Annotated in this window: 31 protein-coding genes (1 of these 31 only partly in view); 16 read left to right on the top strand and 15 right to left on the bottom strand. The window is 65.2% G+C overall.

Features of this window, described 5'->3' with window-relative positions:
• The first annotated feature begins 69 nt into the window (after positions 1-69).
• A complete protein-coding gene (locus tag SynRS9909_RS01435; RefSeq protein ID WP_038001707.1) occupies positions 70-1,287 on the top strand; it encodes a DegT/DnrJ/EryC1/StrS aminotransferase family protein in 1,218 nt (405 codons plus the stop codon).
• On the opposite strand, the gene SynRS9909_RS01430 is transcribed toward SynRS9909_RS01435, so the two are convergent.
• The 3 genes from SynRS9909_RS01430 to folK are packed head-to-tail and all read right to left on the bottom strand — an operon-like array spanning position 1,263 to position 3,857.
• Positions 1,263-2,744, bottom strand: a complete 1,482-nt coding sequence (locus SynRS9909_RS01430) for an FAD-binding domain-containing protein (protein WP_007100855.1) — start codon at positions 2,742-2,744, stop codon at positions 1,263-1,265. The two genes, SynRS9909_RS01435 and SynRS9909_RS01430, sit on opposite strands and share 25 nt — an antisense overlap.
• Positions 2,745-2,755: 11 nt before the next feature.
• Positions 2,756-3,316, bottom strand: a complete 561-nt coding sequence (locus SynRS9909_RS01425; protein WP_038001708.1) for an NUDIX hydrolase — start codon at positions 3,314-3,316, stop codon at positions 2,756-2,758.
• 4 nt (positions 3,317-3,320) lie between these two features.
• Positions 3,321-3,857, bottom strand: a complete 537-nt coding sequence (gene folK / locus SynRS9909_RS01420) for a 2-amino-4-hydroxy-6-hydroxymethyldihydropteridine diphosphokinase (RefSeq protein ID WP_240307727.1) — start codon at positions 3,855-3,857, stop codon at positions 3,321-3,323.
• Between the two features lie 61 nt (positions 3,858-3,918).
• Between folK and SynRS9909_RS01415 the strand changes: the two genes are divergently transcribed.
• From SynRS9909_RS01415 to bchD, 3 genes are read left to right on the top strand one after another with little or no spacing between them, the layout of a single operon-like run.
• Entirely contained in the window at positions 3,919-4,137 is a 219-nt protein-coding gene (locus tag SynRS9909_RS01415; RefSeq protein WP_007100858.1) for a CopG family transcriptional regulator, read from the top strand.
• Complete coding sequence (locus SynRS9909_RS01410) at positions 4,137-4,499, top strand: type II toxin-antitoxin system VapC family toxin (RefSeq protein WP_007100859.1); 363 nt, start codon at positions 4,137-4,139, stop codon at positions 4,497-4,499. Before SynRS9909_RS01415 ends, SynRS9909_RS01410 begins: the two co-directional genes overlap by 1 nt.
• 50 nt (positions 4,500-4,549) lie before the next feature.
• Positions 4,550-6,745: a magnesium chelatase ATPase subunit D gene (gene bchD, locus SynRS9909_RS01405; protein ID WP_007100860.1), complete on the top strand. Its 2,196-nt coding sequence runs from the start codon at positions 4,550-4,552 to the stop codon at positions 6,743-6,745.
• Positions 6,746-6,779: 34 nt separating this feature from the next.
• Here the strand turns inward: bchD and SynRS9909_RS01400 are convergent, their stop codons facing one another.
• A complete protein-coding gene (locus tag SynRS9909_RS01400) occupies positions 6,780-7,664 on the bottom strand; it encodes an MlaD family protein (RefSeq protein ID WP_007100861.1) in 885 nt (294 codons plus the stop codon).
• A gap of 5 nt (positions 7,665-7,669) precedes the next feature.
• Positions 7,670-8,413, bottom strand: a complete 744-nt coding sequence (locus SynRS9909_RS01395) for an ABC transporter ATP-binding protein (RefSeq protein ID WP_038001712.1) — start codon at positions 8,411-8,413, stop codon at positions 7,670-7,672.
• A gap of 256 nt (positions 8,414-8,669) precedes the next feature.
• Between SynRS9909_RS01395 and yvcK the strand changes: the two genes are divergently transcribed.
• On the top strand, positions 8,670-9,989 hold the full coding sequence (yvcK, locus tag SynRS9909_RS01390) for a gluconeogenesis factor YvcK family protein (RefSeq protein ID WP_038000923.1): 1,320 nt from the start codon (positions 8,670-8,672) through the stop codon (positions 9,987-9,989).
• Positions 9,990-9,994: 5 nt separating this feature from the next.
• On the opposite strand, the gene SynRS9909_RS01385 is transcribed toward yvcK, so the two are convergent.
• From SynRS9909_RS01385 to SynRS9909_RS01375, 3 genes are read right to left on the bottom strand one after another with little or no spacing between them, the layout of a single operon-like run.
• On the bottom strand, positions 9,995-10,543 hold the full coding sequence (locus SynRS9909_RS01385) for an NAD(P)H-quinone oxidoreductase subunit J (protein ID WP_007100864.1): 549 nt from the start codon (positions 10,541-10,543) through the stop codon (positions 9,995-9,997).
• Positions 10,540-11,331, bottom strand: coding sequence for an NADH-quinone oxidoreductase subunit NuoB (gene nuoB, locus SynRS9909_RS01380; RefSeq protein WP_038000926.1), 792 nt, complete (start codon positions 11,329-11,331; stop codon positions 10,540-10,542). The genes SynRS9909_RS01385 and nuoB overlap by 4 nt, the downstream gene beginning before the upstream one ends.
• A gap of 3 nt (positions 11,332-11,334) precedes the next feature.
• Complete coding sequence (locus SynRS9909_RS01375; RefSeq protein WP_007100866.1) at positions 11,335-11,697, bottom strand: NAD(P)H-quinone oxidoreductase subunit 3; 363 nt, start codon at positions 11,695-11,697, stop codon at positions 11,335-11,337.
• Positions 11,698-11,792: 95 nt separating this feature from the next.
• Here SynRS9909_RS01375 and SynRS9909_RS01370 point away from each other — a divergent pair, with 95 nt between their 5' ends.
• The 7 genes from SynRS9909_RS01370 (at position 11,793) to SynRS9909_RS01340 (ending at position 14,671) form a co-directional block, all read left to right on the top strand.
• On the top strand, positions 11,793-12,197 hold the full coding sequence (locus SynRS9909_RS01370) for a rubredoxin (protein WP_038000929.1): 405 nt from the start codon (positions 11,793-11,795) through the stop codon (positions 12,195-12,197).
• Between the two features lie 34 nt (positions 12,198-12,231).
• The gene (locus tag SynRS9909_RS01365; RefSeq protein ID WP_007100868.1) at positions 12,232-13,224 is read left to right on the top strand and encodes a photosynthesis system II assembly factor Ycf48; all 993 of its coding nucleotides are present in this window, start codon (positions 12,232-12,234) and stop codon (positions 13,222-13,224) included.
• Positions 13,225-13,314: 90 nt separating this feature from the next.
• Positions 13,315-13,563 carry a cytochrome b559 subunit alpha gene (psbE, locus tag SynRS9909_RS01360; RefSeq protein WP_007100869.1) on the top strand — a complete coding sequence of 83 codons (249 nt, stop codon included), beginning with the start codon at positions 13,315-13,317 and terminating at the stop codon, positions 13,561-13,563.
• A gap of 3 nt (positions 13,564-13,566) precedes the next feature.
• Entirely contained in the window at positions 13,567-13,704 is a 138-nt protein-coding gene (psbF, locus tag SynRS9909_RS01355; RefSeq protein WP_007100870.1) for a cytochrome b559 subunit beta, read from the top strand.
• Positions 13,705-13,725: 21 nt separating this feature from the next.
• On the top strand, positions 13,726-13,845 hold the full coding sequence (locus tag SynRS9909_RS01350; protein ID WP_007100871.1) for a photosystem II reaction center protein L: 120 nt from the start codon (positions 13,726-13,728) through the stop codon (positions 13,843-13,845).
• Positions 13,846-13,857: 12 nt separating this feature from the next.
• A complete protein-coding gene (locus tag SynRS9909_RS01345) occupies positions 13,858-14,058 on the top strand; it encodes a photosystem II reaction center protein J (RefSeq protein ID WP_007100872.1) in 201 nt (66 codons plus the stop codon).
• A 148-nt stretch (positions 14,059-14,206) separates the two neighbouring features.
• A complete protein-coding gene (locus tag SynRS9909_RS01340; RefSeq protein ID WP_007100873.1) occupies positions 14,207-14,671 on the top strand; it encodes a hypothetical protein in 465 nt (154 codons plus the stop codon).
• On the opposite strand, the gene SynRS9909_RS01335 is transcribed toward SynRS9909_RS01340, so the two are convergent.
• Genes SynRS9909_RS01335 through SynRS9909_RS01315 form a run of 5 tightly spaced genes read right to left on the bottom strand, consistent with a single transcriptional unit; the run spans position 14,662 to position 20,248 of the window.
• Positions 14,662-15,714, bottom strand: coding sequence for an NAD-dependent epimerase (locus SynRS9909_RS01335; protein WP_007100874.1), 1,053 nt, complete (start codon positions 15,712-15,714; stop codon positions 14,662-14,664). The two genes, SynRS9909_RS01340 and SynRS9909_RS01335, sit on opposite strands and share 10 nt — an antisense overlap.
• Positions 15,711-17,147, bottom strand: a complete 1,437-nt coding sequence (locus tag SynRS9909_RS01330; RefSeq protein ID WP_007100875.1) for a nucleotide sugar dehydrogenase — start codon at positions 17,145-17,147, stop codon at positions 15,711-15,713. The genes SynRS9909_RS01335 and SynRS9909_RS01330 overlap by 4 nt, the downstream gene beginning before the upstream one ends.
• Positions 17,144-18,040, bottom strand: coding sequence for a glycosyltransferase family A protein (locus SynRS9909_RS01325; RefSeq protein ID WP_007100876.1), 897 nt, complete (start codon positions 18,038-18,040; stop codon positions 17,144-17,146). The genes SynRS9909_RS01330 and SynRS9909_RS01325 overlap by 4 nt, the downstream gene beginning before the upstream one ends.
• A 1-nt stretch (position 18,041) precedes the next feature.
• On the bottom strand, positions 18,042-19,340 hold the full coding sequence (hisS, locus tag SynRS9909_RS01320) for a histidine--tRNA ligase (RefSeq protein ID WP_007100877.1): 1,299 nt from the start codon (positions 19,338-19,340) through the stop codon (positions 18,042-18,044).
• Positions 19,341-19,366: 26 nt separating this feature from the next.
• Positions 19,367-20,248 (bottom strand): hypothetical protein, encoded by an 882-nt coding sequence (locus tag SynRS9909_RS01315; RefSeq protein WP_007100878.1) that lies wholly within the window; start codon positions 20,246-20,248, stop codon positions 19,367-19,369.
• Between the two features lie 71 nt (positions 20,249-20,319).
• Here SynRS9909_RS01315 and SynRS9909_RS01310 point away from each other — a divergent pair, with 71 nt between their 5' ends.
• Positions 20,320-20,583: a Nif11-like leader peptide family RiPP precursor gene (locus SynRS9909_RS01310; RefSeq protein WP_007100879.1), complete on the top strand. Its 264-nt coding sequence runs from the start codon at positions 20,320-20,322 to the stop codon at positions 20,581-20,583.
• Here SynRS9909_RS01310 and SynRS9909_RS01305 read toward each other — a convergent pair.
• Positions 20,565-22,493 carry a hypothetical protein gene (locus SynRS9909_RS01305; RefSeq protein WP_007100880.1) on the bottom strand — a complete coding sequence of 643 codons (1,929 nt, stop codon included), beginning with the start codon at positions 22,491-22,493 and terminating at the stop codon, positions 20,565-20,567. The genes SynRS9909_RS01310 and SynRS9909_RS01305 overlap by 19 nt on opposite strands.
• Positions 22,494-22,540: 47 nt before the next feature.
• On the opposite strand from SynRS9909_RS01305, the gene SynRS9909_RS01300 reads away from it, so the two are divergent.
• Together SynRS9909_RS01300 and SynRS9909_RS01295 are read left to right on the top strand one after the other, a co-directional pair.
• Complete coding sequence (locus SynRS9909_RS01300) at positions 22,541-23,359, top strand: phytanoyl-CoA dioxygenase family protein (RefSeq protein WP_240307728.1); 819 nt, start codon at positions 22,541-22,543, stop codon at positions 23,357-23,359.
• Between the two features lie 37 nt (positions 23,360-23,396).
• Positions 23,397-23,726 (top strand): hypothetical protein, encoded by a 330-nt coding sequence (locus SynRS9909_RS01295; RefSeq protein ID WP_007100882.1) that lies wholly within the window; start codon positions 23,397-23,399, stop codon positions 23,724-23,726.
• On the opposite strand, the gene SynRS9909_RS01290 is transcribed toward SynRS9909_RS01295, so the two are convergent.
• A complete protein-coding gene (locus SynRS9909_RS01290; protein ID WP_240307814.1) occupies positions 23,702-24,403 on the bottom strand; it encodes a hypothetical protein in 702 nt (233 codons plus the stop codon). The genes SynRS9909_RS01295 and SynRS9909_RS01290 overlap by 25 nt on opposite strands.
• Positions 24,404-24,641: 238 nt before the next feature.
• Between SynRS9909_RS01290 and SynRS9909_RS01285 the strand changes: the two genes are divergently transcribed.
• A protein-coding gene (locus SynRS9909_RS01285; protein WP_186593777.1) for an autotransporter outer membrane beta-barrel domain-containing protein crosses the window boundary here: on the top strand, positions 24,642-25,043 show its beginning. Its footprint extends 26,988 nt past the window's final position; 402 of the gene's 27,390 nt are visible here — the first part of the coding sequence; it begins with the start codon at positions 24,642-24,644; its stop codon lies off the right edge, out of view.

Here is a 25,043-nt window from a genome sequence, read left to right as displayed (position 1 = left end):
GGAACGATGGACCTCTCACGCTCCACCATGGTGATGGCTGGCGTCGCAACCCGGCCTAAGGTGCCCGGCATGCAGGTGCCTCCCTTCAGTCTCAGTCAGCAGCTCGCCGATCTGGGGCCGGAGCTCGACGATGCCGTGTTGCGGGTGCTGCGCAGTGGTCAATACATCGGCGGCGGCGAAATTCAACGCTTCGAGGAACGGTTTGCCACCAGCGTCGGCACGCCCCACGCCGTGGGCTGCAACAGTGGCACCGATGCCCTGATTCTGGCGCTGCGGGGCCTGGGCATCGGACCCGGCGATCAGGTGATCACCGCCTCCTTCAGCTTCTTTGCCACAGCCGAAGCGATCAGCGCCGTGGGCGCCACCCCGGTGTTTGTGGATGTGGATCCCGCCACCTATCTGATCGACCTCAATCAGATCGAAGCGGCGATCACCCCCGCCACCCGGGCCCTCATTCCCGTTCACCTGTTCGGCCGCCCGGTGGACATGGATCAGCTGATGGCGATCGCCCGGCGCCATGACCTCAAGGTGGTAGAGGACTGCGCCCAGGCCACCGGCGCCAGCTGGAACGGCCAGGCCGTGGGGAGCTGGGGCGATGTGGGCTGCTTCAGCTTCTTCCCCACCAAGAATCTGGGAGGCGCCGGTGATGGCGGCGCCGTCACCTGCCGTGATGCGGAGCTGGCCCAACGCATGCGCCAACTGGCGGTGCACGGCATGCCCAGGCGCTATCTGCACACCGCGCTGGGTTACAACAGCCGCCTCGATGCCCTGCAGGCCGCCGTTCTCAACGTGAAACTGCCCCATCTGGGCGATTGGGTCGAGAAGCGCCGTGCCATCGCCAGCCGCTATCAGGAGGCCCTGGAAGGTCTGCCGGGCCTGCAACTCCCCCACCCTGCCTCTGCCGCTGCAGTCGGCCATGGTTGGAACCAGTTCGTGGTGCGCGTGCGCCTCTGCCCCGAGAACCAGCCCCATTGCGCCGGCCGGTGCGACGACCCAGCCAGTGGCTTCGGATTACCCAGCAGCCGCTGCCGTGACTGGCTGAAGCAGAGCCTGCAGGAGCAGGGCGTCAGCACGATCATCTATTACCCGATCCCGATCCACCGTCAACCGGCCTACGCCGACCAGCAGCCGGCCCCCGGCAGCCTGCCGGTCACCGAACAACTCTGCAGCGAGGTGCTGAGCCTGCCGATCTTCCCGGAACTGTCCCTGGAGCAGCAGGATCAGGTGATTGCCGTGTTGCGAACCCTGCTGGCCCGCACTGCTCAAGTGGAGCGGATGGTGGCGTAAAGCGCCTTGAAGCGCGCCTGCTGGCTTTTGTGGTTCACCAACGGCTCGGGATAGCCGCGTCGCTCCAGAGCAGGGATCTCACCACTCAACAGATCGTTGGTGTTGACGTGGCGGAGCTCCGGTAACCAGCGGCGGATGTACTCCCCTTCCGCATCGAATTTTGAGGCCTGGGTGGCCGGGTTGAAGATCCTCAGTGGCTTGGGGTCCATGCCACTGCTGGCGCTCCATTGCCAGCCGCCGTTGTTGGCGGCCAGATCGCCATCCACCTCCAGCTCCATGAAGGCGCGCTCGCCCCAGCGCCAGTCGCAGATCAGATCCTTCACCAGATACGACGCCACGATCATGCGGCAGCGGTTGTGCATCCAGCCGGTTTGATTCAGCTGGCGCATCGCCGCGTCGATGATCGGCATGCCGGTCTGGCCATCCTTCCAGAAGTCGAACCAGTCGTCGTTGTTCTCCCAGGGGAAGCGGCGCCATTGCGGCCGGTAAGGGCCATCCGCCAGCTCAGGGAAATGAAACAACGCCTGTTGATAGAACTCACGCCAGCCCAGCTCCTGCTCCCACACCGTGATCGCCTGGAGCTGTTCATCACTGCGCACGCACTGCTTCACCTCCTGAGCGGCGCACCAGGCCTGACGGGGGCTCAGGGTGCCCACACTCAGCGCAGCGCTCAGAGACGACGTACCCACCACACTCGGAACGTTGCGGTCGGGTTCGTAGGCCATCAACGGGCCAGCCACAAACGTGGCCAGCTGTTCCGCCGCCGCGGCCTCTCCAGGCCGGCAGGGGCAAAGCTCAATGCCCGCAAAGCCATGGGCGGCGCGCAAGTGCTCCAGTTGCCGCTGACCCTCCAGGCACAAACGACCCAGCTCCCCCTCGCCGCTGCTGATCAGCGCAAGCGTCTCCGGCTCAAGATCGATCAATCCACTGGGAGACGCCACCGTGCTGGGCTCGCTGCGTTCCACCTGGCCGCGCCAGTTGCGCAGAAACGGCCCATACACCCGGTAGGGATCACCGCCGCCGGTCTTGAGCAGCTCCGGATTCACCAGGAGCTGGTCCCAGTCGACCAGCACCTTGCGGCCATCGGCCTGCAACGCTCTGGCCACCGCCCGGTCGCGCTCGCGCGCATAGGGCTCCACATCACGGCTCCACACCACCGCAGGCGCATCAAGCAGGCTGGCCAGCCGGGGCAGCACGGTGGCGGGATCGCCGGCCACCACCAACAAACGGCTGCCGGCCTCACGCCAGCGCTGCTGCAGCTCGATCAGGCTCTCCACCAGAAACCAGAGCCGGGCCGGCGCCATCGGCGGCAAGTGCGGCGGCGGCGAGAGGATCGCCGGATCGAGCACAACCACCCCCGTGACGGCGGGGCCGAGGCCGACAGCCGCCTGCAGACCGGTGTTATCGGCCAGACGCAGATCGCGGCGATGCCAGAAGAGGGTGCGGAGAGCGTTCATGGCCGAGCTGATCAGAGACCCAGAAGCTGCTTGGCGCGGAACCAGGCGGTGACGCTCTTGCCATCGAGCCACTCCTCGCCGGAGGCGAGGCGGGCATCCAGCTCCACCGGAGTCATGTGCAGCACCTCAAGATCTTCATCGTCGTCACCGGCCGGCGGGTGCTCCAGGGGTGTGAGTTCCCGGGCCAGGAAGCAATGGATCACCTCATCGGAGTAGCCGGGGCAGGGCAGCATCGGCCCCAGCGCATCCCAGCGGGCAGCGCTGTAGCCCGCCTCCTCGCCGAGCTCCCGCTGCATCGATTCCAGGGGGTCCTCCCCGGTCTCCAGGGTGCCGGCGGGGAACTCCAGCAGGCGGGCCTGCACGGCGAAGCGGTACTGACGCAGCACCACCACCTGGCCCTCGTTCGTGATCGGCACCGCCAGGGAGGCGCCAGGATGGCGAATGATGCCGAAGCTGCCCTCCACGCCCATCGGCAGCCTGATGCGTTGGCGCTCAAACCGGATTTTGCGGGCCTCCACCGTCTCGAGCGTTTCGAGCAGCTCGCAGGGCTCGGAAGCCGGCAGGGATGCCATCACATCAGGGGGAGGACTCGGCACCAGCATGACGGGTGCGGGAACCAGCCATCGCCTCCAGCAGCGGCTCGAGCACGAAGGCACGTAGATGCAGACGCGGATGCGGCAGCAGCAGGCGCGGGTGCTCCAGGCGCAGCTCACCCCAAAACAGCAGATCCAGATCGAGGCTGCGGGGGCCCCAGCGCTGCTCATGGGATCGGTCACGGCCAAACGCCTGTTCCAACGCCTGAAGCGAATCCAGAAGCGCCAAAGCGGCGCTCCCGCTCGGCGAGGCCTTCAGCCCCTCCACCAGCAGCACCGCATTGCAGTAGAAGGGCTGATCGGGAGGACCCCCGACGGGTGCCGTGTCGTGCAGGGATGACCAGCGAAAGCAGGGATCTTGGCTAGCCCAGCCCCGCACGTGCTCTTCCAGCAGCGGCCGCACTGCCAGAAGGGTGTCGCGGGGCGATCCAACCGCACTGGGCCGGTTGGCCCCAAGGGCCACCGCCAGGCCGTTGCCGACGCTGGGCGGACGATCAGCGGCCCGCAAAGCAACAGACACGCGCGAACTGACAGAAGAAACCTTGAATCTTATGATGACGACATCTGATAACGCTGCCTGCATGCGCACGATCATCGATCTCCCCGAGGACGAACGCGCTGTGCTCGATGCCCACTGCCGTCAACGGGGCCTCTCCCGCGCCGCAGCGATCCGCGAAGCGCTGCACCTCTGGCTGCAACACCAGCAACCCCGATCAGACAATGTGTTCGGCCTCTGGCGCGACCGCAACACCGATGCCCTCACGCTCGAATCCGAGTTGCGGCAGGAGTGGACACGCTGATGCGACTGCTCCTCGACACCAATGTGCTGATCGACGTTCTCAAAGGTGAAGCCACAGCACGCGACTGGCTTGAGCGGCAGCAGCAGCCCGCTGTCAGCGTGATCACCTGGATCGAAGTGTTGGTCGGCTGCCGCCCCGCGGAAAGCCGGGCAGTGGAATCCTGGCTGGATTGCTTTGAGCGGCTCCCTCTGGACAGCGACGTTGCTCGGGAATCCGTGCAGGCCCGCCAGCGCCATGGCCTCAAAGCTCCCGACGCGATCATCCTGGCGACGGCCCGCTGCCATGGCCTGACCCTGGCCACGCGCAACAGCAGGGACTTCCCGATCAGCCTGGGCGACGTGCTGCATCCTTACGCACTCTGAACGCAGGGCATCAGCGAGACTGAGCCACCTGAACAGCGCTGGACGCATCAATGGTGGCAAGCGGAGTGGCCAGCACGGCAGCCCAGGATCAGGCCAACCGCGCCTTCCCGCTGGCGGCGATCACCGGGCATGGCACCCTCAAACTTGCGCTGATGCTGGCGGCGGTGGATCCCGGCCTGGGCGGCGTGATCATCGCCGGTGGCCGGGGCACGGGCAAATCCGTGCTGGCCCGCGGCCTGCACGCCCTGCTGCCACCGATTGAGGTGCTGGATGTGGAGGGGGGCGACGGCCCCCAGAGCCACGGCCGCAACCTCGACCCCACCAGGCCGGACGACTGGGACGACAACGCCCGGCGACGCATCACCGCCCTCGGCGGCGATCCCGACAACAGGAGCTCCGACGCCCTGATGCCCACCCGGGTGATTCCGGCGCCGTTCGTGCAGGTGCCCCTGGGCGTCACCGAAGATCGGCTCGTGGGATCCGTGGATGTGACCGCGTCGCTGGCCAGTGGCAACGCCGTGTTCCAACCAGGCCTGCTGGCAGAGGCGCACCGGGGCGTGCTCTATGTGGATGAGCTCAACCTGCTCGATGACGGCATCGTCAATCTGCTGTTGGCGGCGGTGGGTAGCGGCGTGAACCAGGTGGAGCGGGAGGGCCTCAGCCTCAGCCATCCCTGCCGGCCGCTGCTGATCGCCACCTACAACCCGGAGGAGGGCACGGTGCGCGATCACCTGCTCGATCGCTTTGCAATCGCCCTGTCCGCCAATCAGCTGGTGAGCACCGAACAACGGGTGGAGATCACCGAAGCGGTGCTGACCCACGGCCAGTGCAGCCGCAGCTTCGCCGAGCGCTGGCGCGAGGAGACCGATGCCCTCGCCACCCAGCTGCTGCTGGCCCGCCAATGGCTGCCGGATGTGCAGATCGGCGGCGAACAGATCGAATACCTGGTGACCGAGGCGATTCGGGGCGGCGTGGAGGGCCACCGCTCCGAGCTCTATGCCGTGCGCGTCGCCAAGGCCCATGCCGCCCTGAGCGGCCGCGACCGGGTGGAGGCCGATGACCTGCAGGTGGCCGTGGCCCTGGTGATCGCACCGCGCGCCTCCCAGCTGCCGCCACCGGATCAGCAGATGGAGCCGCCACCTCCCCCCGAACAGCCGCAGGACCAGAGCCCGCCGCCACCGGAGGCCGGTGATCAGGACCCGGAGAATCAACCGCCACCGCCGGAAGGATCCGGCGAGGACGAGAGCGACCCGCCCGACGACGACAGCAGCGATGACAGCAGCGACGACAACGATCCGGACCAGGACGACAGCCCGGAGGACGACTCCCCAGACGACCAAGCACCGCCCTCGGTGCCCGAGGAGTTCATGCTCGATCCGGAAGCGGTGGCGATCGATCCCGATCTGCTGCTCTTCAATGCCGCCAAGAGCCAAAGCGGCAGCAGCGGCAGCCGTTCGCTGGTGTTCAGCGACAGCCGCGGCCGTTACGTGAAACCAATGCTGCCCCGCGGCCCCGTGCGCCGGATCGCCGTCGATGCCACCCTGCGCGCGGCGGCGCCGTACCAGAAAGCGCGCCGGGCACGCCAGCCGGAGCGCACCGTGATCGTGGAGGAGGCCGATCTGCGCGCCAAGTTGCTGCAGCGCAAGGCCGGCGCCCTGGTGATTTTCCTGGTGGATGCCAGCGGCTCGATGGCGCTCAACCGCATGCAGAGCGCCAAGGGCGCCGTGATCCGCCTGCTCACCGAGGCCTACGAAAACCGCGACGAAGTGGCCCTGATCCCTTTCCGTGGCGACCAGGCGGAGGTGCTGCTGCCCCCCACCCGCTCGATCACCGCCGCCCGCCGGCGGCTGGAATCGATGCCCTGCGGCGGCGGCTCACCGCTGGCCCATGGCCTCACCCAGGCCGCCCGGGTGGGAGCCAATGCTCTGGCCACGGGCGATCTCGGCCAGGTGGTGGTGGTGGCGATCACCGACGGCCGCGGCAATGTGCCCTTGAGCACGTCTCTGGGCCAGCCCCAGTTGGAGGGTGATGAGAAGCCCGACCTCAAACAGGAGGTGTTGGATGTTGCCAGCCGCTACCGGCTGCTGGGCATCAAGCTGCTGGTGATCGACACCGAGCGCAAGTTCATCGGCAGCGGCATGGGCAAGGACCTGGCCGAAGCCGCCGGCGGCAAGTATGTGCAGCTCCCAAAAGCGAGCGACCAGGCGATCGCCGCCATTGCCATGGAGGCGATCAGCTCGGTGTGACCACCAGCCAGGTGAACACCAACCAGCAACCGCTTCAGGGTTGGCTGGTCTGGGCGGGATAGAGCTCCTGGAAGAAGGCACCCAGGCCGATGGTCACATCCCGCACCGCCTTCATGAAGGTGGGGTCGGAGGTGAGCTTCTCCACATCACCGCCCACCGCATCAAATTTCTGCGTCATCGAACGGGCATTGCTCACGGTCTGCTTGAGCTGATTCACTGTCTGAGGATTGTCGAAGGCAGCGGCGATGTTCTTGATGTGCACGGAAGCTTCAGCGGCCTCCGCTGTGGCCTTGTTGAGGTTGTTGATCGTGGGCTGAGCCCTGGCCACTTCGCGGCTGAGCTGCTCGATCAGCTTCTGCACGTCTTCAGCCGTGGCATCGAACTGCTTGGTGGACCCCACCAGGTTGCTCACCAGCTTCTCCTGCTCGGCCTGTTGCAGCAGCCGTTGCATCGAGGCGGTGACCGTATCCAGGCTGGGAGCCTCCACGCCGCTGATCTGGGCGCCATCGCACAGCACGGAACTGCCGGAGCAGCGCTTCGACTTGGGCCGCGGCGCATCGGCCGGCAACGGCTTGTTCTGGCTGATCAGATTCACCTGGGCGTCGCCGCCGAGCAGCGACGCCGCACCCACGCTGGCCGTCACCGGCAGAGGCAGACGCAGGTCGGGTTCATTGATCTCGAGGGTGGCCAACACCGCCTCCGGGGTGACGTTGATCGAGCGAACCGAGCCCACCAGGATGCCCCGGTAGGTGACCGGGGAGCGCGCATCCAGGCCGCCGGCGTCGTCAAAACTGACGGTCACCGTCCAGGTCTCCGCCCCGAGACGGATGCCGCGCATCCAGAGCATGGCGCCGGCGAAAGCCGCAATCGCTCCCACGATGGAAAAACCGACGATTGCTTCTCGAACGCTGCGACGCATGGGGATCAGTGCTCAGAGGGCTGCATCGGCCCGTGAAGACTACCCGTCCTGAACTGACGCACATAGGGGTTGTCGGTCTGACGGAACTCCTCGATCGAGCCATCCCAGCGGAACTGTCCGGCATAGAGCATCACCACCCGCTCAGCCGAGCGTTCGATCGTGCTGCGCACATGACTCACCACCACCGAGCACCCGTTGGCGACGGTGGTGGTTGTCATGATCAGGTCTTCGATGCGGGTGCAGGCCACCGGATCAAGACCCGCCGTCGGCTCGTCGTAGAGCAACAGGGGCATCGCCCCCTCCTGCCGATCCGGATCGTCAATCAGGGCACGGGCGAAGCTGACCCGTTTCTGCATGCCCCCACTCAACTGACCGGGATATTTGTCGGCCACGTCGTTCAAGCCCACCGCATCGAGGCATTGCATCACTCGCGTATGGATCTCCGCCGGCCGCATGCGCCCCAATCGACTCAGCAGAAAACCCACGTTCTCCTCCACGGTCAACGACGCCAGGAGGGCCGGGTTCTGGAACACAAGGCGCACATCGGGGGGTTGGCGCTGATCGAGGCGGCGATAGATCTGGGGCTGACCGAATAAGTGCAGGTCGCCGGAGGTGGGCAGCTGCAGGCCTGCGAGCAAGCGCAGCACGGTCGACTTGCCAGCGCCGGATGGCCCCACCACCGCCAACCGCTCGCCGGGCTGCATCGTCAGATTGACCCGATCCAGCACCGGCTTCGGACCCCACTGCATGGTGAGGTTGCGCATCTCCACCACCGGGGTGGCCACAGCGGAACTGGGCACGAGGATCTGGCAGCAGAAACAGGCCCATCCTGCCTGTCCCTGCCAAGGGTGGTGCAGCGGCCCAGCGTCCTTACAGTCGTCCCAGTGGCTCCGAACTGCGACCGACCGTTTGACCTCGTCGATCCCCCCTTCCCAACGCAGCCCGCGCCGCGACAGTCGCCGCAGCCAACGGCGGCAGCAGCAGGCGATGCGCCAGAGGGATCTGATGAGCCGGTCTCGCCGGGCGGTGCGCTGGCTGCAGCCGGGCCTGGTGGTGAAGCGCTGGGTGCTGACCTCCGGCATCGGCCTGGTGCTGGCCCTGCTCGGAGCGGCGGTCTGGGCCGATCTCCAACCGATCTACTGGGCTCTCTGGGCAATCCAGGAAGCCCTGAGCTGGATCACCCGGGTGATGCCCCGCGGCATCACCGGCCCTCTCGTTCTCTTGCTGGGAATCGGCCTGGTGCTCTGGGGGCAGAGCCGCAGCTTCGGCTCGATTCAACAGGCCCTGGCGCCTGAAAAAGACACCGTGCTCGTGGATGCCCTGCGGGCGAAAAGCAGGCTGAACCGGGGCCCCAACATCGTGGCGATCGGAGGCGGCACCGGCCTCTCCACCCTGCTCAGCGGCCTGAAGCGTTATAGCAGCCACATCACAGCGATTGTGACCGTGGCCGACGACGGCGGCAGCAGCGGCGTGCTGCGCCGGGAACTGGGCGTGCAACCCCCCGGCGATATCCGCAACTGCCTGGCGGCCCTCTCCACCGAGGAGCCGCTTCTCACCAAGCTGTTCCAATATCGGTTTTCCGCCGGAGGCGGCCTCGAGGGCCACAGCTTCGGCAATCTGTTTCTCTCAGCGCTCACCGCAATCACGGGCAGCCTGGAAACGGCGATCACCGCCTCCAGCAGGGTGCTGGCGGTGCAGGGGCAGGTGGTACCCGCCACCAATGTGGATGTGCGTCTCTGGGCTGAGCTGGAGGACGGCAGCCGGATTGAAGGTGAATCAGCGATTGGCCATGCTCCGAGCCCGATCGTGCGCCTGGGTTGCCTACCGGAGCAGCCACCAGCTCTGCCCAGGGCCCTGGAGGCGATTGCCCAGGCCGATCTGATCCTGCTCGGTCCCGGCAGTCTGTACACCTCCTTGCTGCCGAATCTGCTGGTGCCGGAACTGGTCACGGCGATCCAGCGGAGCCGGGCGCCACGCCTCTACATCTGCAACCTGATGACCCAGCCCGGTGAAACCGATGGCCTGGATGTGGCTGGCCATCTGCGAGCGATCGAAGCCCAGCTGGCCTCACTCGGCGTCAGCCAACGGCTCTTCGGTGCCGTGCTGGCCCAGGAGAAACTGGCGGAGTCTGCCTTGATCGGTCATTACCGCCAACGGGGCGCCGAACCGGTGATCTGCGACCGACACCATCTCGAAGCAGAGGGTTACGACGTGATGGAAGCACCCCTGCAAGGTGCACGCCCCACGGCCACCCTTCGGCACGATCCCCGCAGCCTGGCCCTGGCGGTGATGCGGTTTTATCGAAAGCACAAACGGGACATCTGAAGGAGTCAGTAAGCGTCCTGCATTTCGTAGAAATCGGGCTGCACATAGTCTTTGCGCAGCGGCCAGCCCTTCCAGTCTTCCGGCATCAACAGACGCTTGGGATGGGGGTGGCCTTCAAACTGAATGCCGAACATGTCGAAGGTTTCGCGCTCCTGCCAATCCGCTCCACGAAACAGGCCATAGAGGCTGGGAACACTGGGCTGGCCTTCCCGAGGGAGAAACACCTTGAGGCGCACTTCCCGCACGGCATCACTGCGCCCTTCCACCACATCGGCCATCGCCACCAGGTGGTAAAAACAGACCAATTGCTGGCCGGGCCCTTTGTCGTAGCCGCCCTGGCATTGGAGGTAATCAAAGCCGTGGCTCTTCAGTGCAGCCGCGATGACTGGCAAAAAGATCGCCTCCACGCCGATGGTCTCCACACCGATGTGGTCAGCAGGCAAGCACTCGTGCTCAAAACCCTGTTGACTCAGCCACTGGCTGACCGGACCAGGCTCCGGCGCGCTGGGAACGACCGCATCGGCAACCGGTTGCTTCTCAGGGGTGGCGCTCATGACGGCTCAGAAGTGGTGATGGGATCAAGCGCAGGGGCGGATTCAGGCTGGGATGCGGGGAGATCTGGCATCGCCAGACCGGCCCCAGGCTTGAGGGCCGCCACCTGGGTTTCGGCCCGCAGGTAAGCCCCGGTCACGGCTGGGTCGATCCGCTGCATGCTGTGCTGCACCGTGCAATAGCGGTGGGTCTGCTGCAGTTGACGACGATCCGCCACCGATTCGTTGGCCACTTTCTTGCGCAGCTTGATCACCGCATCGAAAATCGCTTCCGGGCGGGGCGGGCAGCCGGGGAGATAGAGATCCACAGGGATCAGCTTGTCGACCCCGCGCACCGCGGTGGTGGAGTCGGCGCTGAACATGCCGCCGGTGATCGTGCAGGCCCCCATGGCGATCACATACTTGGGCTCCGGCATCTGCTCGTAGAGCCGCACCAGCGCCGGGGCCATCTTCATCGTCACGGTGCCCGCCACGATCAGAAGGTCAGCCTGGCGCGGTGAACTGCGGGGCACCAGACCGAAACGGTCGAAATCGAAGCGGGAACCGATCAGGGCCGCAAACTCGATGAAGCAACAGGCGGTGCCATAGAGAAGAGGCCAGAGGCTGCTCAGGCGGGCCCAGTTGTGGAGGTCATCGAGGCTGGTGAGAATGACGTTCTCACTCAGATCGCTGGTCACCGCAGGGGCCCCTTCAGCGGCACCGGCGACGGGACCACAGCTGGCGGCCCGCAGGTCGCGCACGGCATCGATGGATGGCGTGGCGGGGAGCGAAGAGGTGGTTGGGTCAGGCATCGGTCAGCTCCACTCGAGGGCGCCTTTGCGCCAGGCGTAGGCCAGGGCCACCACCAGGATGGCGATGAAGATCAGGGCCTCGATGAACGCCAGCAGACCGAGGCGGTGAAACGCCACAGCCCAGGGATAGAGAAACACCGTTTCCACATCGAAGATCACGAAGACCAACGCGAACATGTAGTAGCGGATGTTGAACTGAATCCAGGCACCACCGATCGGCTCCATGCCGGATTCGTAGGTGAGCTCCCGCTCCCCCTGCTGACTGCGCGGTGCCAACAGCTTGTTGGTCACCAACGCCAGCACCGGAACCGCCGCCGCGATCAGCAGGAAACCGAGAAAGGCGTCATAACCCGGCAGCGCAAACATCTGGGCAGGCCCGATCTCAAGGCAGTCTGACACTCGCTGCCGCACTCTGTTGCCTGGAGCCCCCCGATAGAGTTGAGGGGCCAGGCCGAGCAGCGGTGAGCGACGAGACCCCAGCACAGGAGCCGAGCGCTCCCGTGCCAGAGCAGCCGACCGAAGCTCCCGAACAGGACAGCGTCAGCAGCGATCCGCGCACCCACCGCTTCGAGTGTCGGAGCTGCGGCTATGTGTATGACCCCGATGAGGGGGTGAAAAAGCTGGGAATCACCGCCGGCACCGCCTTCGAGGACCTCGACGCGATCAGCTTCCGCTGCCCGGTGTGTCGCAGCAAGGTGGGGGCCTTCCGCGACATCGGTCCGCGCACGAAGGCCAGTGGTTTCGAAGAGAACCTCAACTACGGCCTCGGGGTGAACCGGCTGACGCCCGGCCAGAAGAATGTGTTGATCTTCGGCAGCCTCGCCCTCGCCTTCGCCTTTTTCCTCTCCCTGTATTCCCTCCGCTGAGTCCTCGTTGACCCAGCCCCACGTCGCGACCGTCATGAAGCGCCTGCTCCATCCCCTGCTCCACCTGCTGCTCGTGGCCTGCCTCGGCCTCGGCCTCGGCGGCTGCGTGTCCACCCGCCTGGCGGCGGCGGAAACCAGCCCCTGGCAGGCAATAGACCTGCAAACCAAGGCCAACCCTCTCGATGTGGCCTTCACCGATGCCGAGCATGGCTTCCTGGTGGGCAGCAATCGGATGATTCTGGAAACCAACGATGGCGGCAGCAGCTGGAGTGAGCGCAGCCTGGACCTGCCGGAGGAGGAGAACTTCCGCTTGATCAGCATCGACTTCGACGGGAAGGACGGCTGGATCGCCGGCCAGCCCGGCCTGCTGATGCACAGCACTGACGGCGGCAACAACTGGACCCGTCTGTTCCTCGACACCAAGCTGCCCGGCGAGCCCTATCTGATCACAGCCCTCGGCCCCAACACTGCCGAACTGGCCACCAACGTGGGGGCTGTGTATCGCAGCCGCGATGGCGGCGGCAGCTGGGAAGCGGAAGTGAGCGATGCCGCCGGCGCCGTGCGTGATCTGCGCCGCAGCGATGACGGTCGCTACGTGAGCGTCAGCAGCCTGGGCAACTTCTATGCCAGCTGGGATCCCGGCCAGGATGTGTGGCAGGTGCACCAACGGGTGAGCAGTCAGCGGCTGCAGAGCATCGGCTATCAGCCCGACGGCAATCTCTGGATGCTGGCGCGCGGCGCCCAGATTCGTTTCAACACCGAGCGCGGCAACAACGAAAGCTGGAGCAAGCCGATCATTCCGATCACCAATGGCTACGGCTACATGGATCTGGCCTGGACCCCCGATGGCGCCATCTGGGCCGGTGGCGGCAACGGCACCCTGCTGATGAGCCGCGATGGCGGCGAGAGCTGGCAACGGGATCCCGTGGGCGCTGAACAGCCCACCAACTTCACCCGATTCGAAGAGAGCGACGGCAAGATCTTCCTGCTCGGCGAACGGGGGGTGCTGCTGCGCTGGCAGGGCTGAGCGCCACAACGCTGTGTAACCAAGCGCCTCAGCCAGCCCCGGCCCTCCAGCATCGCGCCTTAGGATCGCCAAGCTGATACGCCCGAAGCCATGGCCGCCGGCTCCACCGGGGAACGCCCGTTTTTTGAGATCATCACCAGCATCCGTTACTGGGTGATCCACGCCGTGACCCTGCCCGCGATTTTCCTCGCCGGGTTCCTGTTCGTGTCCACTGGCCTCGCCTACGACGCCTTCGGCACACCCCGCCCCGACGCCTATTTCCAGGCCTCGGAAAGTAAAGCTCCCGTTGTGAGCCAGCGCTATGAAGGCAAGTCCCAGCTCGACCTGCGCCTGCAATAAGCCATGACCCAATCATCCGCCACGTCCACGCCGCGCAACTACCCGATCTTCACGGTGCGCTGGCTCGCTGTGCACACCCTGGGCATCCCCACGGTGTTCTTCCTCGGTGCTCTGGCTGCCATGCAGTTCATCCGCCGCTGATTTCCTCTTCGGACCCTTCCCATGCAGCGCAACCCGAATCCGAACAACCTGCCGGTGGAACTGAACCGCACCAGCCTCTATCTGGGGTTGCTGCTGGTGTTCACCACCGGGATCCTGTTCTCCAGCTACTTCTTCAACTGAGGAACTGACCCCATGAGCGGCAAGAAATCCAATCTGCCTGACGGTCGCATTCCCGATCGCCTCCCCGACGGTCGACCTGCGGTGGCCTGGCGCTCCCGCTGGACCGAGGGTGCCCTTCCCCTCTGGCTTGTGGCCACCGCCGGCGGCATGGCCGTGATCTTCGTGGTGGGCCTCTTCTTCTACGGCTCCTACACCGGCGTCGGTTCCGCCTGAACCTCAGCCCGTTGGACCTCAATCTCAGCCCCCGGATCTCTGCATCCGGGTTTTTTATGCCAATAACGCATTGATCCTGATTGGTTTCAGCGAGAGGAGAGTCGATGTCGCCTCGGCCTCATAGGCTGGATTTTGCAGCAAGCTGACCATGGTCACTTCCCCAAAGGGACGTCCTGATCAGAGCCAGCCGACCCGGAGCCGCCGCGATCGCCGCCCCAAACGCAGGGAACTGTTCTGCCCAGCCCATCCCGAGCAGAAGATCGAAGGGAACGGCAAGAAGTACTACCTCCACCTGCTCAGTGCCGAGGAACTCCAACGCCGGGGAATGTCAGCCAAGAGAGCCCAGCTGGTGATCAATGCCTACCCGGTGCTGGTGCTGAGCAATGAGTGGCTGGAAGAACTCTTCTGCCCCAAATGCGGCTCCTCCCGCTGGTGCCACATCACCAAACACGACCGGGTGGAGCACACCGTGCGCTGGGCGCCTCGAGAGCTGTGGGAGCAGGTCGCCCATGTGGATCCGATCGCGGCCAACCCCACAGTGAGCGAATACACCCGACGCGAAGCGCGCCGCCATCGTCAGAAAAGGGTTGACGGCAAACGTTTCTACGACTGAAGGGGGCTGTAGACGTTCCGATACCAGTCAGCAAACCGCTGCACCCCCTCAGCGATCGGCGTGGAAGGGCGGAACCCCACCCAGGCCTCCAGGGCGGTTGTGTCGGCTGCGGTGGCGACCACATCGCCCGGCTGCATCGGCTGAAAGTCTTTGATCGCCTCCCGGCCGAAGGCCTGCTCCATCACCTCGATGAAGCGCAGCAGCTCAATCGGCTCGCTGTTGCCGATGTTGAACAGCCGATGGGGGGCTGCCGCCGTGGCGGGATCGGGAGCGAGCGGATCGAAGCTGGGATTGGCAGTGGCCGGCTTGTCGCAGCAGCGCAACACCCCTTCCACGATGTCGTCGATGTAGGTGAAATCCCGCTGCATGCGGCCGTGGTTGAACACCTTGATCGGCTCACCGGCCAGGATCGCCTTGGCGAACAGCATCGGTGCCATGTCGGGGCGGCCCCAAGGGCCATACACAGTGAAAAAGCGCAGACCGGTGGCGGGCAGACCGTAGAGATGGCTGTAGGTGTGGGCCATCAACTCATTGGCCTTCTTGCTGGCGGCATAAAGGCTCACCGGGTGATTCACCGGTTGCTGCTCGTGGAAAGGCAGGTTCCGGTTGCCGCCATACACGGAACTGCTGGAGGCATAGACCAGGTTCTCCACACCGTGGTGACGGCAGCCCTCCAGGAGGGTCCCGAAGCCCACCAGATTGCTCTGGATGTAGGCAGCAGGATTGTCGAGGGAGTAGCGCACGCCAGCCTGGGCGGCGAGATTCACCACCACAGCTGGGCGCTCCGCTGCGAACAGAGCCATCAGGGCGTCAGCATCCTCAAGAGCGATCGGCTCAAAACGCCAGCGACCGGCGCCAGGTGCAGCGGTCACGGCCTCCACCTCAGCGAGGCGGGCCCGCTTGAGGGCCGGGTCGTAGTAACTATTGAGATTGTCGATACCGATCACCCGATCACCGCGCTCCAACAGGCGCTGGCAGAGGGCGGCACCGATGAAACCGGCCGCACCGGTGACGAGCACCGGCCTCGAACGTTCACTGTTCATGGCTGGCCCTCGCCGATGCGCCAGAGCTTCAGGCCGGCGGCATGCACCTGATCGGGATCCACCACGGAGCGGGCATCAAACACCCAGGCGGGCTGACGCATCAGCGGCGCCAGGGCCGCCCAATCGAGTGAGCGGTAATGCTGCCATTCCGTGAGGATCAGCACCGCATCGGCACCGGCCAGGGCCTCCTCCACCACAGCGCTGCTCCACCAGGTGCCCTCACCGCTCAGGGCCGCCCGGGTGGGGCCCGCCTCCGCATCGGGCGCCTCACTGGCGGACAGACGCAGGTCGCGCTCGATCTGATCCGGTTCCACCTTCGGGTCGTGGATCGCCAGCTGGGCCCCCTCCTCGAGCAGATCGCGGCAGATGCGGATCGCCGGTGCCTCGCGCGTGTCGTTGGTGTCGGCCTTGAAGGCGAAGCCCAGGATCGCCAACCGCTTACCGGTCACCGTGCCGAAGAGTTTCTGCACCACCAGCCTGGCGATGCGGTGCTGCTGCCAGGTGTTGAGCTGCACCACCGACTCCCAGTAATCGGCCACCTCGGGCAGGCCGAAATGGCGACAGAGATACACCAGATTGAGGATGTCTTTCTGGAAACAGCTGCCGCCGAACCCCGGCCCCGCCTGGAGAAACTTCGGGCCGATGCGGCTGTCGGTGCCGATCGCCCGCGCCACTTCCCGCACATCGGCGCCGGTGGCCTCACAGAAGGCGGCAATGCTGTTGATCGAGCTGATCCGCTGCGCCAGGAAGGCATTGGCGGTGAGCTTGGACAGCTCACTGCTCCAGAGATTGGTGCGCAGAATCCGCTCATCGGGCACCCAGCTGGCGTAGATCGCGGCGAGGGCCTCGATCGCAGCAGGGTCCTCACCGCCGATCAACACCCGATCCGGCGCCTCCAGATCGCGGATGGCGGTGCCCTCCGCCAGAAACTCCGGATTGGAGAGCACCGAGAAACTGCGCGCGCCGCCGTTGGGGTCGGCAGCAGCAAGGATCGACTGAACCGCCTCGGCGGTGCGCACCGGCAGGGTGCTCTTCTCCACCACGATCGTGTGGCCGGTGGCGGCTTTGGCGACGCTGCGGGCGCAGGCCTCGACCCAGCGCAGGTCACTGGCCTGCCCAGCCCCGAGCCCTTTGGTTTTGGTGGGGGTGTTCACGGAGATGAACACCATATCGGCGGCGGCGATCTGCTCCTCCACGGCGGTGGAGAAGTGGAGGTTGCGGCCGCGGGCCCGGCCCACCACCGCATCCAGCCCCGGCTCATACACCGGCAGCTTGCTGAGGTCAGCGTCATTCCAGGCCTCGATGCGGGCCTGGTTGATGTCCACCACCGTCACCTGCACAGCCGGGCAGCGGTCGGCGATCACCGCCATCGTCGGACCGCCCACATAGCCGGCGCCGATGCAGCAGATGGTGCGGATCGAAGGGAATGTCATGCCGTGGGGCGCGAGGTGATCATCGTTGGCATGGTCGTGGCGGCATCCAGGGGAGGACCACTGACGCTCGACCCCCGAGAGGACGCTTCCAGAGGCGCACCGACCGACGGCCGCGTGAGCTGAACGGAGAGGCCGGTGCGACGAAACACCTCGACCGGATCAAAGCCGGCATTCACCCGCTTCCAATCGACGTCATGCACGTCATCGGGAACAGGCTGGTCCAGAGCCTGATAGCCCCAGCTGTAGTGAGTCGTGAAGACGACGCTCGGGTGATGGGTGCCGGCGATCACAAGGCCAAGCTCATGAAGTGATCCCAGCATGAAACGGTCGCACACAGGGCCTAATGCCGGAGGCATCATCCCCCACAGGGGCAGGGCACGAAAAGCGGAGGGATAGAACACGTAGCAGGACGTGTCGACATGGCGATGCTCCAGGTCCTCTTCGGGCAGGCCGGGGATGGGGGTGCCGTCGGGGAGCACGCACTGACGGCCCATCGCCAGCACATCAGCAATGGGATGACGGTGACGCAAGGCAACCACACTGTCGAGATGCCAAGGCTGGTACCAGTTGTCGGCATCGAGAAACAGGATCGGCCAATAGCCCTGATTGATCGCGGAAATTGCACCGAGGCAGCGAGGGGTGTTGCCGTTATCGGCATGGGCCCGGGGCAAGCGGATGTGCTCCACATCCCAGGCGTCCACGTCGTCGCGCGGATGCCCGTCCGCCACCATCACGTGACGCAGAGCCCAGCCACCCTGCTGATCCAGGCAGCTGCGATGACAACGCTCCAGCCACTCGAGCGGTTCGAGGTGATAAGGCGTCACCACCGCAGCTCCCCTGGGCCCGATCGCGGCGCCGTGCAGGTCTGCGGGGGGCTTCTGAGCTGCGGGCATGTCAATGGCCAAGGCATAGGGCGAGTCGATCGAGATCGGCCACCGGCAGCTCCTCCTGGGCCGTCTCGCCGACTTCAGCCTGCAGGGGCTTGAGCTTCACAACGCCCCGTTCCACTTCGGCGTCACCCAGCACGAGCGCCCAGTCAGCGCCGCTGCGATCAGCCCGTTTGAACTGCTTGGCGAAGGCCGATCCGGTGGCATCCAGCTCCACGGCCACACCGCGCTGACGCAAACCGCGACAGAGCACCAGCGCCTGGCGCGCCGCCGCCTCGCCACGATGCACCACATAAGCCACAGGCCCCTGGGCACGCACCAACTGCGCGGCCCGGCCAGCTGGATCAACCTGGGCCGCCGCCTCGAGCACCAGCAACAGGCGCTCCATGCCGAGGGCCCAGCCGATGGCCGGCGTTGGCGGGCCACCCAACTGCTGCACCAAGCCGTCGTATCGACCGCCTCCACACACGGTGGCCTGGGCACCCAGCTGGTTGCTGGTGATTTCAAAGGCGGTGTGGCCGTAGTAATCCAGACCACGCACCAGATGGGGGTTGCGCTGCACAGGAATCGCCAGATCCTGCAACGCCTCGAGCACGGCCTCAAAGCGAGCCCGGCTGGACGGAGCAAGGCTCTGCTCGAGGGTGGGAGCGTCCTGCAGCACCGCCTTGGTCTGGGGGTGTTTGCTGTCGAGAATGCGCAGGGGATTGGTCTGCAGCCGCTGCTGAGCGTCGGGATCGAGGGCGTCGCTTCGCTTCTCCAACCAGGCCACCAGCGTGCTGCGGTATAGCTTTCGGTCTTCCGGAGTGCCGAGGCTGTTGACCTCCAGGGCCAGACCCGTCACGCCCAGTTCCGCGAGGAGATCCCAGGCAAGGGCGATCACCTCGGCATCGCTGGCGGCTGTGGAGACGCCGAGCCATTCGACCCCGATCTGGTGAAACTGGCGTTGTCGGCCAGCCTGGGGTCGCTCGTAGCGGAACATCGGGCCGCCGTACCAGAGGCGTTGCACCCCCTGGGCGAGGAGGCCGTTCTGCAGGGCCGCGCGCACCACGGAGGCCGTTCCCTCCGGCCGAAGCGTGCAGGAGCGATCACCCCGATCGATGAAGGAATACATCTCCTTACCCACCACATCGGTGCCCTCGCCGATGCCGCGGGCAAACAATTCGGTGACTTCCAGGAGGGGTGTTCGAATCTCTTCACAGCACCACCGCTGCATCTGAGCCCGAACCACGGCCTCCACCGCCTGCCAGCGCCGGGTCTGCTCCGGCAGCAGATCCACCATGCCGCGCAGGCTCTGCAGTTGCGTCATGGAAGGGCTGAGCGACAAACCGTCGCTCAGTCTGCCGGGCGGCTGTCGGCCGGCTTGGTGCGACGCCGGGCCGCCGCAGTGGTTTTGGACGTTGTTTTGGCTGTTTTGCTGGTTTTGCTGGTTTTGGCTGATTTCCCGGGTTTCGCCTCTTTCACCGCCAGGTCGACAACAGACGTCGCTGCCACCGAAGCGGCCGAGGCCGGATTGACTGCCATCTGGGAACTCAGGCGCGATAACAAAGCCGCCTGCGAAGCCTCCGAAAAGGCATAGCTGCCCACATGGGTGAGGGCAAAACGCTTGGAAATGAAGATCCTGCCCCCAAGGGAGCGCCAGCGATTACAGAAGAGCCAGTCTTCGCTCATGAACACTTTTTCACCGAACAACCCGCATTCGAAGAAGGCATGGAGATGGGTGTTGATGGAGGGGTCGAGGCCACAGTCGTCCGTGTAACGGAGCTCCGGCATCGCTTCCGCCATCCGTGTGAACACCTCACGCTTCAACAGCAAGAAACCGGTGCCGATGCGCTCCACCTCCGCTTTGGTGTCATCCACCTCGCCATCAGGGAGCGGATTGATCACGTAGTCGATCGGCAGGCTTTTTTTGGGGTAGCCGCCCCCGATCACATCGACATCCTCCTGAAGCAGCATCAGGATGTATTCAGGGTCGAAGCCGATATCGGCATCCACAAACATCAGGTGGGTCGCCCGGGGATTGTTCATCGCCCTGGCCACCAGCGCATTCCTGCCGCGGGGAATCAGACTTTCATTCACCAACGTGTCCAGGCTCCACTCGAGTCCCCACTGCGGTGCCCTGGCGATGAAACGCACAAAGCTGGTGAAGGTCACTTCCGAGATCTGACCGCCGTAACAAGGGATCAGAAAGTGGAGATGCACGTTGATTTCAGCCACGTGGCCCGATCCTATGGGGCGCCAATCGCGCTGATGACAGGATTCAGACCAGAGCGTCCACCTGCCTTGCCATGGCCAGCCAAGATCTCGAGGCCTTTCTCAACAGCATCGACAGCAGCCCCGACCTGCAGGACCAGCTCAGCAGCCTCGATCTCCAGGGGGTACTGAGCCTGGCCAGGGAGAAGGGATTTCAGGTGAGGGCAGCCGACCTGCTCCGGGCCCAGGCGGAGCAGATCCTGGCGATGAGCGACGACGACCTCGATCTACTGGTGGAGGGCGGCATCGACGACCTCTTCGGCATGAACGACTTCCAGGCCTATCTGGATCGCACCTGAGCGCTCAGCACTAACGCAGCAGCGAGATAGCCATGGGGGTCAGGCGCCAGGCCCCCTTCCCGGTCACCAGCCCAGCGCCAGTTGGCCTGATCCGCCGGATCCTCAACATCCGGATCGGGAAGCTGCATCACGAGCAACGACTGAAAGGCCGCCGGTGCGGTGATCAGTCGATCCAACTGCTCACTGGCCAGGTGCTGCTCTGGGGTGGTGCCGTGACGCAGCAGAAACAGCGCATGAGCAAAGCGCTCGAGGCGCTCCGCCGCCTCTTCGGGCATCGCTGCTCGCACGGCCGGCGTGAGGGTCTGAGCCTGAACACGCCGCACCAGCAAACGGGGCAGACAGCCGCGCGGCAGCAGGCTGAGCATCAGGCCGTCATGGGGCCACCAGGTGCTGCGAAAGAAGCCCTGATCGAGACGTTGACGCAGAAGCTGCAGTGCCTCTGCCGCATGGGGGAGGCCTGGATCGCTGGCGAAATTGGCCAGGACACAGTCGTGGGGAGCACACCAACCCCTGAGTTGAGCCACGGGTCGCTGGATGAAAGCGGCGATCGACCCAGGGTCGGGATAGGTGCGCACCCCCTCATCCGCTCGCCAGATCCGCTCGAGCCAGCGATCCAGCTCCGGGGATGAGGGGCGGTCGAGAGCGAGAAGACAGCGGCGCAGCCAGATCGAACTGTCGCCATCCACCGGCGTGTGACGGTTGTAACCCACCGGACGGGGACACTCGAGCAGAAACTCCAGCGCTCGCTGCTGATGGGTATAGGCCGCCTTCAGGCGGGCATGCTCTCGCCAGTCAGCCAGCAGGGTGAGACAGGCCAGAGGCACCCACTGATCCGACACCCCCGGACGCAGGGCAAAGCCACCCCAGCCCTGATCGGCCTGGGCCAACCAGGCGAGAGCATGATCCCAGCTCGTTGCGATGGGAGTACTGACCATCGCCCCCATGTAGGCCTTGTGGTCGACCAACGCGGAGGCCTCAAACACCAGTTTCTGATGACTGAGTCCGCCCCGCAGCGCAACCCTTCGGGAGCCACAGGGAAGGGAGGGGTGATACAACCCGAGCTGGGTGAGCGCGTCGAGCTTTCGAGCCGGCAGCAGGGCCGGATGGGCCGGCCAACGCGGCCACTGCTGAGGCCCCGTGGGAATCGGCCCCGGATGACCGGTGATCGTGTGCTGCAGGCGATAAAGGGGAAACACCTCGAGGGCGTAGCGATCCCGAAACCGTTGGCGACTACCGAGCGCCAGAGCCAGTGGAAACCCCTGCAACGCCGCCTGGAGCGGCGGTGCCAGATTCAACTGCTGCAACAGGGCCTGGGGCGATGGCACGAGGAACAGCAACCGCCATTCCTCGCGGCCGGGATGGAGATCCACCCCCACCTGATCGAGGGATCCGAGCGACAGCGGAGCCAGATCGGCCCACCAATCCCCGGAGGGCAGAGGCAGCCTGGAGCGCAGCACTGGGGCAAGGCCGGCATGCCATCCCTGAAGCCATGCGCCCACCCTCTCCTGAGGCATGGCGTCGGCGAGACGACGGAACAGCAGAAACGACTGGCCGGCGCAGACGCGGGGAGCCTCGGTGAATTCCAGCCAGGTCTCCGCCTGAAGGCACACCATCGGCTCGAGCAGGCCCTGCAGATCCCGAGGCGACAGTCCTCCGGAACAACCGCCGTCACCATCGAGAAACGGCGCGAGGATGGATTGCCAGCGCTGGAGTCGGTTGCTGAGGATCAGGGCCGCCATGTGGGGGCGGCGACGCAGGCCCCGTTTGGACAGTTCCAGACCGATGGCCGGGGCATCGAACGGCGAAAGACCGCAGAGGAAGTTGCGCTGCACCGGGGAGGGATTCAGGGGTTCGAGCAACGCCGATGCGGCCGGCGAACCATGCCAGAAGGAGTCCCAGGTGGGGCGCATGCAACAACCTCAGGAGCGTCATGATGACAGCCTCCTGCCATCCGAGCGTGCCTGCTGCAGCCTGGATCGATCGCCAGGGGGTGATGCGCGGATTCTGCGCGGTCACCAAGGTGGAGCGGATCCGCTCCCTGATTCAGCAGCCATCCGCCTCAGAGAGCTCACTCGAAGCGAGCGTGCGGGGCTACGGCCAGCACTGGGACTTTCGCGAAAATCTCTGGAAAGACCACCCGGAACTGGAGCGCTGGCTGCTTGAGGGAGAACCGGCCCAACTGGCCGCCGATCTTCTCAGCAGTGATCGGGTGTGGCTGCTGCGCGATCAGACCTACTGCAAGCGCCCCGGCAGTGAACACACCCCCTGGCACCAGGATGCCCTGTTCATTCCGGTGGAGGGCTGCGAGTTCCTCACGATCTGGATCCCCCTCAGCTCGATCCGATCCCAGGCCGACGCACCACTGGAGTATTGGCGCGCGCCCCATCCCTGCTGTGAGCTGCTGGATGGCAGCAGCAGCAGCAGCAGCCACAGCCAAAATCGACGCACCTGGACAGCCGATGGGCGTGACCACGCCACGACGCTGGGCCTGAAGCCTGGGGATTGCAGCTACCACGACGGCTGGACCCTGCATGGCAGCGATCGCCACGAGGCCGCCAGTGAACGGCTGGCGATTGTGGCCGTGTATGGCTGCGGAGAAGGGGTGCTGCGACTGGCCCCGGCCATGAGCCTGGCTCCGCAGAGCCTGCGCGGCCAATCCCACCTGCTGCGTGAAGGCCTCCATCGTTCCTGCTTCCCTGGCTTGCGGGAGGGTGACCCCGTGCCGAGCCATCACAACCCCTGGATTCGCTGCAGCCCTCGAAAAGAACTCACCTAAGGTTCGACAACTTTTCATCCGTTGAACCTCAACAACCATGAGCGACCACGAGAACGCCTCAGAGATGGTGCAGGCGGAAGCCCTGAACCCAACGTCGGCAGATGGCGGTCAGCAGACCCTCACCCTCGACGGTCGGGTCTATCCGATGGAGGCCCTGCCCGCCGATGCTGTGGTGGTGCTCAACGACCTCATCCGTTGTGAGAACGAACTCAATGAGCACCGCTTCCGCCTGCGTCAGCTGGCATCAGCTCAGCAGAGCATGACGGTCACGCTCACACAATTGATCGCCGCCGCTGGCCTGGAGCCGATCGCCACAGTGGATGGAGCTCAGGTTGACGCCGCTCAATCGGAAGGCGAAGCCGCCTGAGCCGGGCTGGCGGGGCGGGGGATCGGGGAGGTGATGACCAGGTTGCGGGCATCCTCCCCGTTCTCACTTGAAAGGAAGCGCACCATCTCATCGAGCGAATAGGCCTTCAGCACGGTGGGCCGCTTGGCTGAGACGTTGCTCTGGTTGACCAGCAGAGCCATCGTGGTGAAGGAGAAGGCACAGGGCACCACCGTGCGTGATGACGCGCCGCGGTCAGCCCCCTGAGCCGTTGGGGTGATCCGCACCAAGGGATCGGGGCACAGCACGTAGGGCTGCTGCCGTGCCAGGGTTCTGGCCCGCTCGGGCTGAACACCCTGCTGCTGCAGCAAACCCACCACAGCCGGAATCTGGGCAGGATCGGGCAGGTAGGCCCGCTGCAGCGCTTCATCCTTCTGGCGCGCCGCAAGATAGGCCGCCTCAAACGTGGTCAGAGCCAGAGGCGCTACCCGGAACTCAGCTTCGCCGGGCTGTCGCTGGCGCCAGTTTCTAGCGAATAGATCGGCGGCCAGTGGGGAGAAGAACGCCACCATGCCTACGTCTTTCAGGGCTCTCACCTCGCCGGCTGCCGTGACCGGGGTCAAGACCGTGACCGTGGCAAAGGCTTGATCCACCTGCTCGGGGGGAAGCGCTCGGGCCGCTGAAAACAGCCCTCCAGCACCGAATCCCGCAGCGATCACCAACGAGCCAAAAGCAGCTCGCCCCGAAGCAAATCGTGCAGCCAAGCAATTCACGGCGACTGGGGGGATTCAAGCAGTGATCGGCTGCTCTGAAACCACTCCGGGAACTGGCGGCATCTGGCAACAAAACCGATGACAGGCCCCGCTCTGCCATTAATCTCTGCCGAGTTGAAATGCGGATTCCGCATTGAATCGGCGAGCAACTTCGGTACTGGCTCTCCTCCCCGCCTTCATGCTGATGGCGGGGAAGACGACGAGTGTGCTCGCCCAGACGCAGAACGTCGGATCAGGAAACTACACCTCTCCTCCGTCCGATCCCTATCTCTACGGAACCGGCAGCAACGGTTCGAACAAGGGCTATGACCCCTGGAGCACGACCGGCGAAACCGGTGGTAGCGGCGGGCAAGGCCCCAACATCACCCAGACGGTCACTGGCAATTACGGAGCGATCTCCGGCAACGAGGGTGGAGGTCTGGGCTCCGAATCCACAGGAGGTAACGGCGGTACGGGTGGCACTTCCGTCGGCGATGGTGGCGATGGTGGAACCGGTGGCTCGCCAGGCAACGTTTCCGTCACGATGTCGAGCGGCAGCTCGATTTCCCTCTCAGCCAACGCCAAAAAACTGGTAGGCGTTCAGGCC

This window comes from Synechococcus sp. RS9909 (assembly GCF_014279595.1).
In the GTDB taxonomy this organism is placed as follows: Bacteria; Cyanobacteriota; Cyanobacteriia; order PCC-6307; family Cyanobiaceae; genus Synechococcus_C.
This window is presented reverse-complemented; position numbering and strand designations above follow the sequence as displayed.